This is a genomic window from Aeromicrobium choanae (genome assembly GCF_900167475.1).
In the GTDB taxonomy this organism is placed as follows: Bacteria; Actinomycetota; Actinomycetes; order Propionibacteriales; family Nocardioidaceae; genus Aeromicrobium; species Aeromicrobium choanae.
On sequence record NZ_LT796768.1, the window covers coordinates 2,873,579 to 2,889,795 of the forward strand.

Annotated in this window: 16 protein-coding genes and 1 riboswitch; of the genes, 8 read left to right on the top strand and 8 right to left on the bottom strand. The window is 71.8% G+C overall.

All coding sequences use genetic code 11. From position 1 onward, the window contains the following. The first annotated feature begins 41 nt into the window (after nucleotides 1–41). Complete coding sequence (locus B5D60_RS13880) at nucleotides 42–710, top strand: GOLPH3/VPS74 family protein (RefSeq protein WP_078700707.1); 669 nt, start codon at nucleotides 42–44, stop codon at nucleotides 708–710. Nucleotide 711: 1 nt separating this feature from the next. Here the strand turns inward: B5D60_RS13880 and B5D60_RS13885 are convergent, their stop codons facing one another. After that, entirely contained in the window at nucleotides 712–990 is a 279-nt protein-coding gene (locus B5D60_RS13885; RefSeq protein ID WP_078700708.1) for an Lrp/AsnC family transcriptional regulator, read from the bottom strand. Between the two features lie 21 nt (nucleotides 991–1,011). Continuing rightward, complete coding sequence (locus tag B5D60_RS13890; RefSeq protein WP_078700709.1) at nucleotides 1,012–2,730, bottom strand: DEDD exonuclease domain-containing protein; 1,719 nt, start codon at nucleotides 2,728–2,730, stop codon at nucleotides 1,012–1,014. Nucleotides 2,731–2,818: 88 nt separating this feature from the next. Here B5D60_RS13890 and B5D60_RS13895 point away from each other — a divergent pair, with 88 nt between their 5' ends. After that, nucleotides 2,819–3,055 carry a hypothetical protein gene (locus B5D60_RS13895; protein ID WP_078700710.1) on the top strand — a complete coding sequence of 79 codons (237 nt, stop codon included), beginning with the start codon at nucleotides 2,819–2,821 and terminating at the stop codon, nucleotides 3,053–3,055. Between the two features lie 43 nt (nucleotides 3,056–3,098). After that, nucleotides 3,099–3,247, top strand: a riboswitch (cyclic di-AMP (ydaO/yuaA leader). Between the two features lie 9 nt (nucleotides 3,248–3,256). Then, nucleotides 3,257–4,213, top strand: coding sequence for a C40 family peptidase (locus B5D60_RS13900; RefSeq protein WP_153303036.1), 957 nt, complete (start codon nucleotides 3,257–3,259; stop codon nucleotides 4,211–4,213). Nucleotides 4,214–4,285: 72 nt separating this feature from the next. On the opposite strand, the gene B5D60_RS13905 is transcribed toward B5D60_RS13900, so the two are convergent. Continuing rightward, complete coding sequence (locus tag B5D60_RS13905; RefSeq protein ID WP_078700712.1) at nucleotides 4,286–6,031, bottom strand: AMP-dependent synthetase/ligase; 1,746 nt, start codon at nucleotides 6,029–6,031, stop codon at nucleotides 4,286–4,288. Nucleotides 6,032–6,103: 72 nt separating this feature from the next. On the opposite strand from B5D60_RS13905, the gene B5D60_RS13910 reads away from it, so the two are divergent. After that, the gene (locus B5D60_RS13910) at nucleotides 6,104–6,553 is read left to right on the top strand and encodes an SRPBCC family protein (RefSeq protein WP_078700713.1); all 450 of its coding nucleotides are present in this window, start codon (nucleotides 6,104–6,106) and stop codon (nucleotides 6,551–6,553) included. Further along, the gene (locus tag B5D60_RS13915) at nucleotides 6,546–7,583 is read left to right on the top strand and encodes an ROK family glucokinase (RefSeq protein ID WP_078700714.1); all 1,038 of its coding nucleotides are present in this window, start codon (nucleotides 6,546–6,548) and stop codon (nucleotides 7,581–7,583) included. Before B5D60_RS13910 ends, B5D60_RS13915 begins: the two co-directional genes overlap by 8 nt. Here B5D60_RS13915 and B5D60_RS13920 read toward each other — a convergent pair. Beyond that, nucleotides 7,486–7,908, bottom strand: coding sequence for a hypothetical protein (locus B5D60_RS13920; RefSeq protein ID WP_078700715.1), 423 nt, complete (start codon nucleotides 7,906–7,908; stop codon nucleotides 7,486–7,488). The genes B5D60_RS13915 and B5D60_RS13920 overlap by 98 nt on opposite strands. Before the next feature lie 34 nt (nucleotides 7,909–7,942). After that, on the bottom strand, nucleotides 7,943–8,722 hold the full coding sequence (locus B5D60_RS13925; RefSeq protein WP_078701452.1) for an alpha/beta hydrolase: 780 nt from the start codon (nucleotides 8,720–8,722) through the stop codon (nucleotides 7,943–7,945). A gap of 58 nt (nucleotides 8,723–8,780) precedes the next feature. On the opposite strand from B5D60_RS13925, the gene B5D60_RS13930 reads away from it, so the two are divergent. Together B5D60_RS13930 and B5D60_RS13935 are read left to right on the top strand one after the other, a co-directional pair. Next, nucleotides 8,781–9,530 carry a lysophospholipid acyltransferase family protein gene (locus B5D60_RS13930; RefSeq protein ID WP_078700716.1) on the top strand — a complete coding sequence of 250 codons (750 nt, stop codon included), beginning with the start codon at nucleotides 8,781–8,783 and terminating at the stop codon, nucleotides 9,528–9,530. A gap of 60 nt (nucleotides 9,531–9,590) precedes the next feature. Continuing rightward, nucleotides 9,591–10,928 carry a class II 3-deoxy-7-phosphoheptulonate synthase gene (locus tag B5D60_RS13935; protein ID WP_078700717.1) on the top strand — a complete coding sequence of 446 codons (1,338 nt, stop codon included), beginning with the start codon at nucleotides 9,591–9,593 and terminating at the stop codon, nucleotides 10,926–10,928. 17 nt (nucleotides 10,929–10,945) lie between these two features. On the opposite strand, the gene pknB is transcribed toward B5D60_RS13935, so the two are convergent. Together pknB and B5D60_RS13945 are read right to left on the bottom strand one after the other, a co-directional pair. Next, nucleotides 10,946–12,919: a Stk1 family PASTA domain-containing Ser/Thr kinase gene (gene pknB, locus B5D60_RS13940; protein WP_078700718.1), complete on the bottom strand. Its 1,974-nt coding sequence runs from the start codon at nucleotides 12,917–12,919 to the stop codon at nucleotides 10,946–10,948. 64 nt (nucleotides 12,920–12,983) lie between these two features. Beyond that, nucleotides 12,984–14,012 (bottom strand): polyprenyl synthetase family protein, encoded by a 1,029-nt coding sequence (locus B5D60_RS13945; RefSeq protein WP_078700719.1) that lies wholly within the window; start codon nucleotides 14,010–14,012, stop codon nucleotides 12,984–12,986. A gap of 24 nt (nucleotides 14,013–14,036) precedes the next feature. On the opposite strand from B5D60_RS13945, the gene metF reads away from it, so the two are divergent. Continuing rightward, complete coding sequence (gene metF, locus B5D60_RS13950) at nucleotides 14,037–14,945, top strand: methylenetetrahydrofolate reductase [NAD(P)H] (RefSeq protein ID WP_078700720.1); 909 nt, start codon at nucleotides 14,037–14,039, stop codon at nucleotides 14,943–14,945. 97 nt (nucleotides 14,946–15,042) lie between these two features. Here the strand turns inward: metF and B5D60_RS13955 are convergent, their stop codons facing one another. Continuing rightward, nucleotides 15,043–16,215 carry a phytoene desaturase family protein gene (locus B5D60_RS13955; protein WP_172806371.1) on the bottom strand — a complete coding sequence of 391 codons (1,173 nt, stop codon included), beginning with the start codon at nucleotides 16,213–16,215 and terminating at the stop codon, nucleotides 15,043–15,045. Nucleotides 16,216–16,217: the final 2 nt, after the last annotated feature.

The following is a 16,217-nucleotide window of genomic DNA, read 5'->3' on the forward strand; positions in this document are numbered from 1 at the left end:
CCGGACTGGCCGCAGGCCCGTGCGCGCCCTAGCGTGACCGCATGACCGTTGCCGGGGACCTGACGCTGATCGCGACCGATCCCGCGACCGGGAAGTTCCGGCTGAGCGCCGCGAACCCCGGTGCGGTCTACGCCGGAGCGCACCTGATCGACCTGCTCGAGGCCGGACGGCTGTCGACGCGGGGCGAGGGACGCAGGCTGCGGGTGGTGGTCGACGACCGGTCCCCGACGGGACGCCCGGATCTCGACCATGCACTCTCGCGCCTGACCAAGGACAAGCCCCTCCCGGTGTCCTCGGTCATCTCACGGCTCGGCCACGAGGGGCGCAAGCGCGCCTACGCGGCGCTCGAGCAGGAGCACCGCGTGCGCTCGCGCACCGAGAAGGTGCTGCTGTTCGACGTCACCCGGTACGACGTGCTCGACACCGACGGCCGCGATGAGCTCGTCCGAGCGGTGCGAGCGGTCCTGCTGGAGGAGGCCGCTCCCGACGGAAGGACCGGGCCGGTGGTGTCGCTGCTGGCCGCCGTGAACCAGCTGGGGCTGGTCGTCGACCGGCCCGACCGCAAGAGGGCCAAGGCGCGGGCGAAGACGGTGTCCGCCGAGGACTGGGCGAGCGAGGCGGTGCGCCGCGCCGTGGCCGGGGCCGAGGCGGCCGTGATGGCCGCGATCATGGGCGCGGCGGTCGCCGGCTCGGCCGGCGGCAGCAGCTGAGTCAGTCCAGCCCGATGCTGAACGCGTCCTCGAGGTCGTGGCGGCTGAAGGTGCGGAAGGCGATCTGCGTCTGGGTGGACAGCACCCCGGGCACCTTGTTGAGCCGGTCGGCCACGACCGACGCGATCTCCTCGTGGGTGCGCACGCGCACCATGGCGATGAGGTCGTGGTCGCCGGTGACGGAGTAGACCTCGCTGATCCCCGGGATGTCGGCGATCGCGGCGCCGGTCTCGGGGATGGAGGAGACCTCGGCCTGGACGAAGACGATGGCGGTGATCACCGGGCCAGCCTAGCCGCGTCGTCAGGCCAGGCGCGCGACCTGGAGGTCGACGTCGAACCGCTCGAGGTGCCGGGCCGCGGCGGGCCACGCCGAGCTCCAGGAGCCCCGCACCATGCGGACACCCGGCGACTCCAGCCAGCGCAGCAGCGCCTCGGTCTCCTCGATCAGGGCCGCGGGCATCGGCCGGATCGCCGGCTCGACCGTCTCGGCGGTGGTCAGCAGGATGTCGACCCAGCCGGCCGTTGCGCCTCGGGTGGTGGCGACCTGGCGCGGCAGGATCGCCGCGGCCGCGAGCCGGCCGTGACGGATCACGTGCACCTGCCACCCGTCGGCGTGGGGCGCCGCGGCGATCACCTCGGGCTCGGCCGCGAGGGAGTCGAGCCGTTGGGTGCGGCGCACGGCGCGGATCAGGCTGGCGGCGCGATCGCGCAGGACGGCGGCGTCCTCGAATCGCTGGCTCTCGGCGAGGTGGGCCATGCGCTGCTCGAGGTGGGAGACGACCTCGACCGGGTCGGCGGTCATCGCCGTGCGCACCCGCGAGACCTCGAGGAGGTAGTCGGCCGGCGTGACGGCACCGTCGCAGGGGGAGAGGCACTGGCCGAGCTCGGCCAGCACGCAGGCGGCGCGACTGGGCTTGATCGGCAGCCGGCCGGAGCACTGCCGGATCCGGAAGGCGTCGTGGAGCGTGGCCAAAGCCGCCTCGGCCTGGCGCCGGCTGCCGAAGGGGCCGATGTGCGTGGCCGCACCCTCGGTGACCGAGCGGACGAGGGAGACACGCGGCCACGGCTCGTCGGTGAGGCGCAGCCACGACACCCGCTCGGGGAACTTGGAGCGCCGGTTGTACGGCGGGCGGTGGCGATCGATGAGGCGCAGCTCGCGCACGCGCGCCTCGGTGTCGGTGGAGCACACCACGGTGTCGACCCGCTCGGCCAGCGCGATCATCTCGCCCATGCGCGAGCGCGTCTCGGCCTTGGTGAAGTACGACCGCACGCGGGTGCGCAGCGATCGCGAGGTGCCCACGTAGAGGACCTCATCGCGCGCGTCGCGGAAGAGGTAGACGCCGGGCGCATCGGGGACGCCGTCGGCGAGGTGACGCTTGCGGCGCTGCTGGGGCGTGACCTTCGAGGTGAAGCTGGCGACGTCCTCCACGGTGGCCACGTTCCAGGTGCCGAGCCGCTCGAAGAGGGCGTGCAGGACGTCGACCGTGGCGCGGGCGTCGGTGAGCGCCCGGTGATCGGGCTGGACGGGGGAGAAGCGGGCCGCGAGCGTGGAGAGCTTGACGTTGGGCACCTCGTCGCGCAGCAGCACCCGACGGGCCAGTGGGACGGTGTCGATGACGTCGAAGCCCGGCCAGGTGATGCCCAGCTCCCTGGACGCGTGCTTGAGGAAGCCGACGTCGAAGGGCGCGTTGTGGGCGACCAGGACGGTGCCGTGCGCGAACTCCAGGAAGCTGGGCAGCGCCTCGGCGATGCGGGGCGCCTCGACGAGCATCTGGTCGGTGATCCCCGTCAGCACCGTGATGAACGCGGGGATCAGCTGGTCGGGGTTCACGAGCGTCTGGAACTCGCCCAGGATCTCGCCGCCACGCACCTTGACCGCACCGATCTCGGTGATCCGCGACCCCTTGGCGGGCGATCCGCCCGTGGTCTCCAGGTCGACCACGCAGAACGTGGTGTCGTGGAGGGGACGGCCACCCCAGTCGATGTCGGGGTCGTCGAAGGCGGGTTGGTGCGATGCCATGGGGTGACCGTAGGTCGCGGGTCCGACGAATCCGGTCAGGCGGCGCCGGGGAGGGAAACTGTCGGAGGTCACACCTAGCGTCGCGGCCATGAACGAGATGGAAACCACGGCACCGGTCGTCGTCGATTGCGACAGCTGCCTCGTCCGCTGCCCGGCCGTGTGCGGCGACTGCGTCGTCTCGGTCCTGCTCGGACCACCCAGCGACGTGGCCTTCGACGCCGACGAGCGCGCCGCCCTCGATGCCCTCGCCGCCACCGGTCTGGTGCCCCCGCTGCGCCTCGTCGTGGGCGTGTCCGACCCGGAACGACACGTCGATGCGAGTTGATCGGGGTTGACCCGCCAACTACAGTTGTCTCTTGTGTCGCCGAACGGCGGCGCCGCCGAATCGTCGGACCGGAAACGGCCGGCGAGCCGGGGAACCAAGGTACGTGGGGTGAATCGACCGGCTCGCCGGTCGTAGGGCAAGACCGAGGCCCGAATCCGTCAGCTCACCTGGTAGGCGTCGAGGTACTCAGGAGTTCATTTCGTGCGCTTTCGCACCGCTGCGGCCACTGTGGCCGCTTCGGCCTTCGTGGCCGGTTCGTTCATCGCCGTCTCACCCGCCAACGCCGAGCCCGAGGTGACCGAGGCCGACGTCGAGAAGGCCTTCGACCAGGCCGAGGCCGCCAACGAGACGCTCAACCAGCTCACCGAGGACGCCGACGACCTCGACGCGCGCATCGACGAGGTCGGTGCCGAGATCCGCAAGATCCGCAAGGTCTTCACGGTCCAGCGCGACGAGTTGGGCGCCGACATCGTCCAGCAGCAGCTGGAGCAGCCGCTCGGCCCCACCGTCGGCCTGCTCGCCAGCCAGGACCCCGACCTCTTCATCGAGGGCCTCAGTGCCATCGACGCGCTGAACACCACGCGCGCCGACGCCCTCGAGTCGTTCACCCGCACGCGGGTCGAGCTCGAGAAGCGCCAGACCCAGCTCGCCGAGCACGAGCGTGAGCTCGACGCGAAGCTGGCGAAGGCCGAGAAGACGAAGAAGAAGCTCGTCGACTCCTACCAGAAGGCCAAGTCCGACTTCGCCCTCCTTTCGGCCGCCCAGCAGTCGGAGATGAACGCCGGCGACGTCGACGCGGTGCAGAACGCGGGCGCCGGCGCCGCGAAGAAGGCCATCGCGTTCGCGATGAGCCAGCTCGGCGAGCCCTACGTCTACGGCGGCACCGGCCCGGACAGCTGGGACTGCTCCGGCCTGGTGATGAAGGCCTACGCCGCGGCGGGCGTCTCGCTGCCGCGCGTCGTGGGCCCGCAGATGTCGGCGGGCCGTTCGGTCTCGGCCGGCGACCTGGCGCCCGGCGACCTCGTGGCCTACCCGAGCATGTCGCACATCGGCATCTACCTGGGTGGCGGCAAGGTCATCCACGCCCCGCGCCCCGGCAAGAGCGTCGAGATCACCAGCCTGTCCTCGGGCTTCGGCGTCTACGCGCGCGTCTCCTGACCCGCGGGCCCGAACCGGCCCCACGAGAACGGCCCCCGGCGATCGCCGGGGGCCGTTCTCGTGCTCGGACTCTCAGCGCACGTAGAGCGCTTCGATCGTGTCGTGCAGGTCGCGCACGACCATGTGGCGCTTCACCTTGAACGAGGGGGTGAGGTAGCCGTTCTCCTCGGTCCAGTCCTCCTCGACGATCGCGAACTTGCGGATCGCCTCGGCGCGCGAGACCTGGGAGTTGGCGTCGTCGATGGCCTTCTGGACCTGGGCGAGCAGCTCGGGGTCGTCCAGGTCGCCCTCCCACGCCTCGGCGTCGATCGTGACGAGGGCCGCCACGAAGGGCTTGCCCTCGCCGACGACGAGGCACTGGCTGACCAGCGGGTGCGACCGCACGCGGTCCTCGAGGATCGCGGGGGAGACGTTCTTGCCGCCCGCGGTGACGATGAGCTCCTTCTTGCGGCCCGTGATCTTCACGAATCCGTCCTCGGTCACCTCGCCGAGGTCGCCCGTGGAGAACCAGCCGTCCTCGCTGAGCACGTCGCGCGTGGCGGCCTCGGCGTTCCAGTAGGCCTGGAAGACCTGCGGCCCGCGGAACAGCAGCTCGCCGTCGTCGCCGATGCGGACCTCCACCCCGGGCAGCGGCGGACCGACGGTGCCGATGCGCTGGGCGCCCGGGTGGTTCACCGTGAGCGCGGCAGTGGTCTCGGTGAGGCCGTAGCCCTCGAAGACGTTCAGGCCGACACCACGGTAGAAGTGGCCGAGACGGTCGCCCAGCGGGGCACCGCCGGAGATCGCGTACTTCGCGCGGCCGCCCAGGGCGGCACGGAGCTTGCCGTACACGAGCTTGTCGTAGAGGCCGTGCTTGGCGCGCAGCGACAGCGACGGCTTGCCCGACTCGGTGGCGCGGCTGTAGGCGATCGCGGTGCGCACGGCGGCGTCGAAGATCTTGCCCTTGCCCTCGGAGTACGCCTTGGTGCTGGCGCTGTTGAAGACCTTCTCGAAGACGCGCGGCACGGCGAGCACGAACGTGGGCTGGAACTCTCCGAGGTGGTCGACGAGGTTGGCGATGTCGGCGGTGTGGCCGAGCACGGAGCCGAAGCGGATCGCGCCCACCTGCACGATGCGAGCGAACACGTGCGCCAGCGGCAGGAACAGCAGGGTGGCCGCGTCGTCGGGCGCGAACATCACCTCGAGGCGCTCGTTGGCGCCCCACAGCTCGGCGCGGAAGTTCGCGTGCGTGAGCTCGCAGCCCTTCGGGCGCCCGGTGGTGCCCGACGTGTAGATCAAGGTGGCGAGATCGTCCTCGACGACCGCGGCGCGGCGCGCCTCGAGGGTCTCGTCGTCGATCGACGTGCCCTCGGCGGCCAGCGAGGTGAGAACGTCCTCGATCGGCCGGCTCGACGCCAGCTCGGGCGTCTCGGGACGAGCCTCGTCGATCCGGGCCCGGTGCTCGTCGTTCTCGTAGAACACGTGCGTGGCGCCCGAGTCGGCCAGGATCCAGGCGATCTGCGGCGCCGACGAGGTCTCGTAGATCGGGACGGTCACCGCACCGATCCACCAGTTGGCGTAGTCCAGGACGGTCCACTCGTAGCGGGTCTTGGCCAGCAGGGCGACGCGGTCGCCGTGGGCGACTCCGCCGGCCAGCAGGCCCTTCGCGGCGGCCGTCACCTCCTGGTGGAACTGCCCGAGCGTGACGTCGATCCACTCGCCGTCGACGACGCGACGAAGCGACACGCGGTCGCGGTGGGCGTCGAGCCGGTCGAGGACGTCAAGGCTCAGGGTTCCCCACGCGCGCGCGGGGACGGCGTTCGAATTCTCCGTGGTCACAGACAGCACGGTACCGTCCCCGCCGTCGCCGGCCGCGCGCCGATAGGCTGGGCCGCAGTCGAGGAGGTGGACATGGCGCGCACGGTCAGCGACATCGTGATCGAGGCTCCGGCGGGGGCCGTGATGTCGGTCATCGCCGCGTTCCCCGACTACCCCGACTGGGCCACCGGCATGCGCGAGGTCACCGTTCTGGAGACCGATGCACAGGGTCGTCCGCTCGACGTCCGCTTCGTCGTGGACTCGGCCCCGATCCGCGACACGTTCACGCTGCGCTACGACTGGCGCGACGAGCTGCTCGTCACGTGGAGCCTCGTGCCCGAGGACGCGACGATGCTCTCGGCGATGGACGGCTCCTACTCGCTCGACGCCGTGGACGCCGGCCGCACGCGCGTGACCTACCAGCTGTCGGTCGAGCTGAAGCTCCCGCTGCTGGGGATGCTCAAGCGCAAGGCCGAGAAGGTCATCGTCGACACCGCGCTCAAGGGACTCAAGCGCCGGGTCGAGAGCCAGGTCGGTGCCTGAGCGGCTCGCCGTCGGGATCGACGTGGGCGGCACGAAGATCGCCGGGGGAGTCGTCGACGAGGACGGCCGGATCCTGGCGCGGACCCAGCGGGCCACGCCCAGCACGGATCCCGCGGCGGTGCTCGATGCGATCGCCGGGATCGTCGAGGAGTTCCGTGACCGTTACCCCGTGCGCGCGGTGGGCGTGGGCGCCGCCGGCTACGTCGACGTCACCGGGTCCTCCGTGGTGTTCTCGCCCCACCTGGCGTGGCGGAACGAGCCGCTGCGCGATGCGGTCGTGCGGCGCACGCGGCTGCCCGTGCTCGTCGACAACGACGCCAACGCGGCGGGCTGGGCCGAGTGGCGCTTCGGTGCCGCCCAGAACCTTGCCGACGTCGTCCTGGTGAACCTGGGCACCGGCATCGGCGGAGCCATGGTCCTCGACGGGAAGCTCTACCGCGGGCACTCGGGCATGGCGGGCGAGTTCGGCCACCAGCGCGTGGTCGACGACGGGCTGCCGTGCGAGTGCGGCAACCGGGGCTGCTGGGAGCAGTACGCGAGCGGGCGCGTCCTCGAGCGCCGCGCCCGTGCCGCCGTGGCGGAGGGCACCGACATCGGTCGAGCCCTCGTGGAGCTGGCCGGCGCCGTCGACCTGGTGGACGGCGCCACCGTGGGCCGCCTCTCGTCCGAGGGCCACGAGGAGGCGCAGGCCTGGGTCGGTGACGTCGGCCGCTGGCTGGGCATCGGCCTGGCGAACCTCGCGGCCTCGCTGGACCCCGCGATCTTCGTCATCGGCGGGGGAGTGAGCCGCACGGGGGAGTTCCTGCTTCAGCCCGCGCGTGCCGCGTTCGCCGAGCACCTCACTGGCCGCGGCTACCGCTCCGAGGCTCGGATCGTGGCGGCGCACCTGGGCAACGACGCCGGCCTCGTGGGCGCGGCCGACCTCGCTCGGCTCAGAGCGCGGCGCCGTCGTCCGGCCAGTCCGGGTTACTCGGTCCGCGGTCCGGCAGTCGCGCGATCAGGTAGACGACGGCGACGACGACCGCGATGACGACGCAGGCCACGACGAACGTCGGCGGCCGGATCGAGGCGAACCGCGCCAGCAGCAGCAGCGTCGGGGCGCCCACGACGACGAACCAGGCGATCTTCGTGCGCCGGTCGGAGGGCAGGTCGGCGGGCCCCACCTCGCGGTAGAACTGGTCGTCGGCCTCGACCGGCTCGGCGGCGCGACGCTGCTCCTCCTCGAGCTCGGCCCGCTCCCGCGCGGCGGCGGCCTGCGCCGCGGACCGGTCGAAGTCCTCCAGTCCCGAGAGGTCCAGGTCGAGTCCCTCGACGATCCGGTCGAAGTCGTCACGGGGCGATGCGGGGTCGGTCATGACGACCTCCTGGTGACGTCGGCGACGAGGCGGCTCACGCGACGGGCGCGTGGTCGGCGAGGAACTGCGCCGACCTCTCCATGATGAACTCCGCATCATGATCCAGCGTGGCGACGTGGTAGCTGTCGCCGAGCTCGACCAGCTCGCGCTCGGGGGAGGAGACGCCCTTCATCACCAGTCCGGCCGTGGTCGCGTCGACGACGTGGTCCTCGGTGGAGCGGAACATCAGCAGGGGCGCGGTGACCCGGTCGAGGTTCTCGCGGACGTCGCGCCACAGCTGCAGCTGCGAGGCCATCGCCTTGAGGGGCATCCGGTCGTAGGCGACCTCGTCCTGCCCGGTGAGCTTGATGTCGTTGCCGACCCCGGGCATCGACGGCAGCACGCGACTGAGCAGCGGAACGAGCTTGAGGTCGCGGCGCTGCAGCGCGATCGCCGGGTTGACCAGCACGAGCGCGTCGACCTCCTCGGGACGCTGCTCGGCCAGGCGCAGCGCCAGGGCCCCGCCCATCGACAGGCCGCACACCGCGACGAACTCGCACTGCGAGCGCAGGTCGGTCAGGGCGGTGTCGAGCTCGCCGTACCAGTCGCGCCACGTGGTGGTGTTCATCTCCTGCCACGTGGTGCCGTGGCCGGGGAGACGCGGTACCGCGACCGTGTGGCCCGCCTCGGCCAGCCGGCGACCCCACGGGACCATCGAGGCCGGCGACCCGGTGAAGCCGTGGCTCAGCAGGACGCCGACGCGGCCGCCGGGGGCGAAGAACGGTTCGGCGCCCGGCCGGACGGGGGAGGTGGCGTGTGGGCTGGAGTCGGACATGACGCCATGGTGCCCCATGTCACGTCCCTTGGTGCAGGGGCGCGGTAATGTCTCGTGCGTGTTCTATTGGTTCCTGAAGTTCCTGGCGCTGGGTCCCGTGCTCAAGCTGATCTTCAGGCCGTGGGCCGAGGGCACCGAGAACGTCCCGCGCGAGGGCGCCGTGATCCTGGCCAGCAACCACCTCTCGTACAGCGACTGGCTGTTCATGCCGCTCGTCATCCCACGGCGCGTCACGTTCGTCGCCAAGGCCGAGTACTTCGAGGGAACCGGGCTGAAGGGCTTCCTGCAGCGCCAGTTCTTCTCGGGCTCGGGCCAGGTCCCGATCGACCGCTCCAGCGGCAGTGCGGCCGCGGGCGCGATCCGCACGCAGCTGCGCCTCCTGGCCGACGGCGAGGTGTGCGGGATCTACCCCGAGGGCACCCGCTCGCACGACGGCAAGCTGTACCGAGGGCGCACCGGCGTGGCGCGCCTCGCCCTGGAGGCGAAGGTGCCGGTGATCCCCGTCGCGGTGATCAACACCGACGTCGTCGCCCCTCCCGGCCGCATCTTCGGCCGCTATGCCCGCCCCGGCGTGCGGTTCGGCAAGCCGCTGGACTTCTCGCGCTACGAGGGCATGCAGGACGACCGCTACATCCTGCGCGCGATCACCGACGAGATCCTCTACGAGATCATGAACCTCTCCGGCCAGGAGTACGTCGACCTCTACGCCCCCGACGCCAAGAAGCGCGACAAGGAGCTGGAGCGCCAGGCTGCCAAGGAGCGTGACAAGGCCGAGGCCGACGAGGTCTGGGAAGAGATCACCGAGTAGACGGCGCCACCGTTCTGGACGGCGTTCAGAGGCCGCGAGGGCGTCGCGTATTCTTGGCAGGTGAGCATTCCCAGCCTGGAAGAACTGCGTGCGATCGGCGCTGCCCAGCAGCCGACGTACCCCGACCTCGACGCGCGTGATCGTGCGGTCGAGAAGCTGGGCAAGATGCCGCCGCTGGTCTTCGCGGGTGAGTGCGACTCCCTGCGCGACAAGATGGCGGCCGTGGCCCGGGGCGAGGCGTTCCTCCTCCAGGGCGGCGACTGCGCCGAGACCTTCGAGGGCGTCACCGCCGAGAACGTCCGCAACAAGCTGCGGGTCCTGCTCTCGATGGCCGTCGTCCTGACCTACGCCGCGAGCGTGCCGGTGGTCAAGGTCGGCCGCCTCGCCGGTCAGTACGCCAAGCCGCGCTCCAGCGACACCGAGACCCGTGACGGCGTCACGCTGCCGGCCTACCGCGGCGACGCGGTCAACGGCTTCGACTTCACGCCCGAGGCGCGTCACCCCGACCCGCAGCGGCTGCTCGACGTCTACCACGCGTCCAGCGCCACGCTGAACCTCGCGCGCGCCTTCACCACCGGCGGCTACGCCGACCTGCGCCAGATGCACGCGTGGAACACCGACTTCGTGCGCAACAGCCCTGTGGGCGAGCGCTACGAGCGCATCGGCGACGAGATCGATCGTGCCCTCGCGTTCATGGACGCGATCGGCTCGGATCCCGACGAGCTGCACACGGTCGACTTCTACTCCTCGCACGAGGCTCTCGTGCTCGAGTACGAGCACGCCCTCACGCGCATCGACTCGCGCACCAACCTGCCCTACGACGTCTCGGGCCACTTCGTGTGGATCGGCGAGCGCACCCGCCAGCTGGACGGCGCCCACGTCGAGCTGCTGAGCCGCATCGCCAACCCGATCGGCGTGAAGCTCGGCCCCACGAGCACCGCCGACGACGCGCTCGCGCTCTACGAGAAGCTCAACCCCGAGCACGTGCCGGGCAAGGTCACCTTCATCACCCGCTTCGGCGCCGAGAAGATCCGCGACCTGCTGCCCACGCTCGTGGAGAAGGTCACGGCCGCGGGCGCCGAGGTCGCGTGGGTCACCGATCCCATGCACGGCAACACGTTCGCCACCGACAACGGCTACAAGACGCGCGAGTTCGACGCCGTCATCGACGAGGTCCGCGGCTTCTTCGAGGTCCACCGGGCGCTCGGCACGTGGCCGGGCGGCCTGCACGTCGAGCTCACCGGTGACGACGTCACCGAGTGCCTCGGCGGCGGGATGAAGCTGTCCGCGCAGGACCTGGAGCACCGCTACGAGACCCTGTGCGACCCACGCCTCAACCGCGCGCAGTCGCTGGAGCTCGCGTTCCTCGTCGCCGAGATGCTCGCCGGCCGCTCGTGATCACGGCCTGACGCGAGTCAGGACAGGAAGACCGTCACGGTCGACCCCGGCTTGACCTTCTTGCCGGCGTCGGTCATCTGGTACTGCACGCGCGCGTCGTCCCCGGAGAACGGGTTCTTCGCGGCGTTCAGCTTCAGTCCCACCGCCGAGACGGCGGCGCGCGCCTCGGCCTCGGTCATGCCGCGCAGGTCGGGCACGGCGACCGACTCGGGTCCCTTGGAGACCGTGAGCGCGATCGTGTCGCCCCGCACTCCGGTGCCGGCGGACGGCGTCTGCGAGATCACGACGCCCTTCTTCACGGTGTTGCTGAACTGCTCGACCGTGCGGACGACGAAGCCCTGCTGCTCCAGGTCGGCCCTCGCCTCGTCGGCGGGGTCGCCGGTGTGGTCGGCGATCTCGATGGGCTTGGGGCCCTTGCTCACGACGAGGTCGACGGCGGTGTCGCGCTTGACCCGGTCGCCGACCTTGTGGCTGGTGGACTTCACGATGCCGTCGGTCGGGATCTTGTCGCTGAACTGCTGGGTGACCTCGCCCACCCGCAGGTTCAGGGAGCCCAGGATCGTCTCGGCCTCCGACAGCGTGCGGCCCTGGATGTTGGGGATCTCGTACCGCTCCTTGCCCTTGGAGACCACCAGCGTGATCGCCTCGTCGGGCAGGAGTCGCGAGCCGGCGTCGGGGTCGGTCGACACGACCGCGCCCTTCTCGACGACCTCGGAGTACGCGGGGGTGCCCATGTCGACGGTGAAGCCGGCGGCCTCGGCGGTCTTGACGGCCTCGGCCTGGTCGAGGGAGACGAGGTTGGGGACGGTCTCGTAGCGCCCGATCGCGAGGTACCAGCCGAGCACGGCCGTGGCAGCGAGAGCGGCCAGCGCCACCAGCAGCAGGACCGGGCCGCGGCGCCGCCGGCCGGAGGGCGCCTCGGCGACGGCCGACGCGGCCGGACGGGTGGCGACGACGGCCCCGCCGAAGGTGGTGGTGGGCTCGTGGACGGCGGCGGTGGGCTGCTCGCGGCCGATGTCGTAGAGGGAGGTGACCGGAGTGGTCATCTCGACGTCGGCGGGCGCGCCGTCGAGCGTCGGGAACTCGGCGGGCGTGGGGCCGGACCCAGGGAGGAGGTCCTGGGTGAGCTCGGGATCGTCCGCGAGGCCCGCTGCCAGCGCGCGCTGCACCTGGCGCAGCTGGTGCAGCAGGACCCGGGCGTCGGGGGAGCGGCGCCCTCGGTCGCGTGTCATGGCCCGGCGGACGAGCGCGTCGAGGTAGGGCGGGATGCCCGGCTGCAGCGTGGAGGGCGCGGCGACGTCCTCGTTGACGTGCAGGTGGGCCACGGCCAGGGGCGAGTCGCCCGTGTGCGGCTTGGAGCCGGTGAGCATCTCGAACAGCATCGCGCCGCACGCGTAGACGTCGGTGCGCGGATCGGCGCCCTGGTGGGTGATCACCTCGGGAGCGAGGTAGGAGACGGTGCCCACGAGGACGCCGTCGAAGGTGGACTCGTTGCTGATCGCGCGGGCCAGGCCGAAGTCGGCCAGCTTCACCTCGCCCGTGGTGGAGATGAGGACGTTCTCGGGCTTGATGTCGCGGTGGATCAGACCCGCGTCGTGCGCGGCCGACAGGGCCATCAGCACCGGCTCGAGGTAGGACAGCGCCCGCCGCGGAGGCATGGGCGCCTCCTCGCGCAGCACGTCGCGCAGGGTGCGGCCCGGGACGTACTCCATGACGAGGTAGATCGTCTCGCCGTCGACGCCCTGGTCGTAGACCGAGACGATGCCGCGGTGATTGAGCTTCGCCGCCGACTGCGCCTCGCGGACGAAGCGCTCGGGATTGTCCTCGAGGTCGCTGTCGGGGTGCATGATCTTCACCGCGACGATCCGGTCGAGACGCAGGTCGGTGGCACGGAAGACGCTGGCCATGCCGCCGCGGGCGATGCGTTCGTGGATCACGTAACGCTGGTCGAGCGTGCGCCCGACCAGTGCGTCGTCATCCGTGAGCGTCATGCCCGCCTCCCTTGGAACACCTTGATTCTAAGGGCTCGGACCCGATTCCCCGTGATCCGCCGGGTCAGCGGACGCGTCGGACGGCCGCGTCGACGAGCGGCTCGAGCACCGCGGCCGCCGACGGGCCGATCGCGTCGATCGCGCGCAGCGACCGGCCGACGAGGCGATCGATGTCCGATTCGACCTCGGCCAGCGCGCCGCTGGAGGCGATGAGCTCGTGCAGCTCGTCCACGCCTTCCTCGGTGCCGAGCAGGGCCAGGACGCGGTCGTCGCCGCACACCTGGGCGGTGCGGGCGACCAGCACGGTGCGCTTGCCCTCGCGCAGGTCGTCGCCGGTCGGCTTGCCCGTGTCGGCCGGGTCGCCGAAGACGCCGAGCACGTCGTCGCGCAGCTGGAACGCCTCGCCCAGGGGGAGGGCGACCTCGGTGAGCTGGGCCAGCAGCGCGTCGTCCCCGCCGGCGAGCGCCGCGCCCACGTGCAAGGGCCGCTCGATCGTGTACTTGGCCGACTTGAAGCGGATCACGTGCATCGCGCTCTCGACGTCGAGCCGGTCGCGCGTCTGGGCCAGCACGTCGAGGAACTGGCCCGAGACGACCTCGGACTTGCAGGCGTCCCACAGGCGGGCCGTGCGGGCGTCGGGCTCGGCGCGCCGGAGGTGCTCGTCGGCCCACGACAGCATCAGGTCGCCCACGAGGATCGCCACGCGGGCGCCGAACTGGTCGGCGGTGCCGTGGCCGTTCGCCGCGACGTGGCGTGCCTCGAAGTCGCGGTGGACGCTCGGGCGGCCGCGTCGGGTGTCCGATCCGTCCATCAGGTCGTCGTGCACGAGGGCGCTGCCCTGGAGCCACTCGAACGCGGCACCGGCGGCGGCGACCCGATCGTCCGCCGGTGCGCCTCCGGCCAGCAGCCAGCCGGCGTGGCAGAAGGTGGGCCGGAAGAGCTTGCCCCCGGCGGTGAAGTCCACGGCCGCGTCGACGAGGTCGCCGACGGCGGGGTCCAGATCGGTCAGCAGCTCTCGCTGGTCCTCGACGAACGACTCCAGCTGTCGGGCGACCGCTGTCCGAAAGGTGGGATCGGCTGCCGGGCTGTTCACGTCGGTGACGATACCGTTGGGGGCATGCCCGACTCCTTCGACGCCGCGCTCGACGACCCGATCCTGCAGGCCCTGGCCGCCGATCGGCCTGCGGTGTCGTTCGAGTTCTTCCCGCCGAAGGACGATGACGGCGAGGCCCAGCTCTGGCGCACGATCGCCGACCTCTCGCCGCTGGAGCCGACCTTCGTCTCGGTCACCTACGGCGCGGGCGGCACGAGCCAGGACCGCACGGTGCGCATCACCGAGCGCATCGCGCGCGAGGCCCCGATGCCGCCGGTCGGTCACCTGACCCTCGTCGGGCAGACGCGCGGCGAGATCGAGACGGTGCTCAAGCAGTACGTCGCGGCGGGCGTGCAGCACGTCCTGGCCCTGCGTGGCGACCCGGTGGGCGGCCCGCGGGCCCCGTGGGAGCCGCACCCCGACGGCATGGACCACGCCATCGACCTCGTCGCCCTCGTCCACGAGGTCGGCGGCCTGTCGGTGGGCGTGGCCGCGTTCCCCGAGGGCCACCCCGACTGCGGCGGCCTCGACGACGACGCCGACGTGCTCGTCGCGAAGTCGCGCGCCGGGGCGTCCTTCGCGATCTCGCAGCTGTTCTTCCGCGCGGACGACTACTTCGGTCTGGTGCGGCGCGTCCGCGACCGCGGCTGCGACCTGCCGATCATCCCGGGCATCATGCCGATCCTGAACTTCGGCCAGGTCGCCCGGATGGCCGAGCTGTCCGGAGCCGAGATGCCGCGCGAGGTGCTCGACCAGATCGAGCCCATCGCCGACGACCGGGCGGCCGTCCGCGCCAAGGGCATCGAGCTCGCCACGCAGCTGTGTCGCGACCTCCTCGCCGGCGGCGCCCCGGGCCTGCACTTCATGACCCTCAACCGGTCGCCCGCCACGCGCGAGATCTTCGACGAGCTCCGCGCCGACGGCCTCGTCTGACCCCCCCCGACCCCACCGTGCGGGGTTTCCCACCGCCTTGCGGGGGAAACTTCCCCCGCAAGGCGGTGGTTTCCCCTGTTAACAGGGGAAACTTCGCCTACCGCGGAGCGGCACCGAGGTGGGCGGCCAGCGCGGCGGTGCCCATGCCGGTGATCTCGAGGCCGGCCCCGGGTGCGGCGGCGGCGCCGACGAGCCACAGTCCGTCGCGAGGACTTCGCGCGGCGAGTGGGAGCTCGGTGAGCACCGGGGGAGCGGGAACCGTCTCGCGCCACGTCACGTGAGGTCGCAGGTCGAGCCCGACCCGGGCGAGCTCCTCGAGCGGATCGACGCCCGTCGGGGCCTCGAGGACCCAGCCGTCGTCGTCCGACCTCCACCCGCGCACGACGTCGCGCCCATGCACCACGAGGTCCTCGGGGACGTCGGCCCCCGAGAGTCGCACGGCGGTCAGGGCGCGGGACGTGCTCGGACCCGATCCCACGGCCCACACGACGACGTCGGCCGCCCGGTGGGAGCCGTCGGCGAGCACGACGCCGTCGACGACACCGGAGGACACCGCGGGCTCCGCCACCTCGACGCCGGTCTCGACCGAGACCTTCCGCTCCCGCAGTCGCGTCAGCAGCGCGGTGGCCAGCCCGGCACTGCCACCGTCGAACCGCCACCGGCCGAAGTTCCGCTCCACGTAGTGCCAGACGGCCAGGACGGACGGGCCCGATTCATCCACGCCCGGCAGCTCGGCGCCGATCCGACGCAGGCGCGGGTCGCCGGCCGCGCGCGCCACCTGACGCAGCGACCGATCCGCGAAGGGAGCCTCCGCGACGGGAGCGCCGGCGTGGACCGCCTCGAACACGGTCCGGCGCACCGTGTCCCACGGATCGGCGAGCTCGTCGACCCAGGGCGACCACGGATCGGACCCGAGGGCCGCGGTGACCGCGTCATGCTGGGCGCTGCGCGTGCCGAACGGCAGGTCGAGCTCGGTGGCGCGGCGGGGCCAGCGTGCCCCGACGAGGTGGCGGCGCGGGCCCGAGGGCGAGATCGCGATGAGGGCGTCCATGGGACGGCCGGACTTGCGGAAGAGGTCGCGGAAGACGCCCGGGAGGGTGACGCTGTCGGGTCCGGCGGCCCAGCGCCGGTCGCCGATCGTGCGGCCCAGCAGCAGCCCGCCGGGCTCGGCGTCACGCTCGAGGACGGTGACGTCGTGACGCAGCTTCGCCAGGCGCGCGGCGGCGGACAGTCCGGCGAAGCCGCTGCCCACGACGATGATCCGGGCCACCG

What these genes read in the sequence shown, in the direction of transcription:
- B5D60_RS13890 (WP_078700709.1), bottom strand. Translation starts at nt 2,730, where the DNA reads ATGGCATCGCACCAACCCGCCTTCGACGACCCCGACATCGACTGGGGT.
- B5D60_RS13920 (WP_078700715.1), bottom strand. Translation starts at nt 7,908, where the DNA reads ATGACCGACCCCGCATCGCCCCGTGACGACTTCGACCGGATCGTCGAG.
- B5D60_RS13895 (WP_078700710.1), top strand. Translation starts at nt 2,819, where the DNA reads ATGAACGAGATGGAAACCACGGCACCGGTCGTCGTCGATTGCGACAGC.
- B5D60_RS13925 (WP_078701452.1), bottom strand. Translation starts at nt 8,722, where the DNA reads ATGTCCGACTCCAGCCCACACGCCACCTCCCCCGTCCGGCCGGGCGCC.
- pknB (WP_078700718.1), bottom strand. Translation starts at nt 12,919, where the DNA reads ATGACGCTCACGGATGACGACGCACTGGTCGGGCGCACGCTCGACCAG.
- metF (WP_078700720.1), top strand. Translation starts at nt 14,037, where the DNA reads ATGCCCGACTCCTTCGACGCCGCGCTCGACGACCCGATCCTGCAGGCC.
- B5D60_RS13880 (WP_078700707.1), top strand. Translation starts at nt 42, where the DNA reads ATGACCGTTGCCGGGGACCTGACGCTGATCGCGACCGATCCCGCGACC.
- B5D60_RS13910 (WP_078700713.1), top strand. Translation starts at nt 6,104, where the DNA reads ATGGCGCGCACGGTCAGCGACATCGTGATCGAGGCTCCGGCGGGGGCC.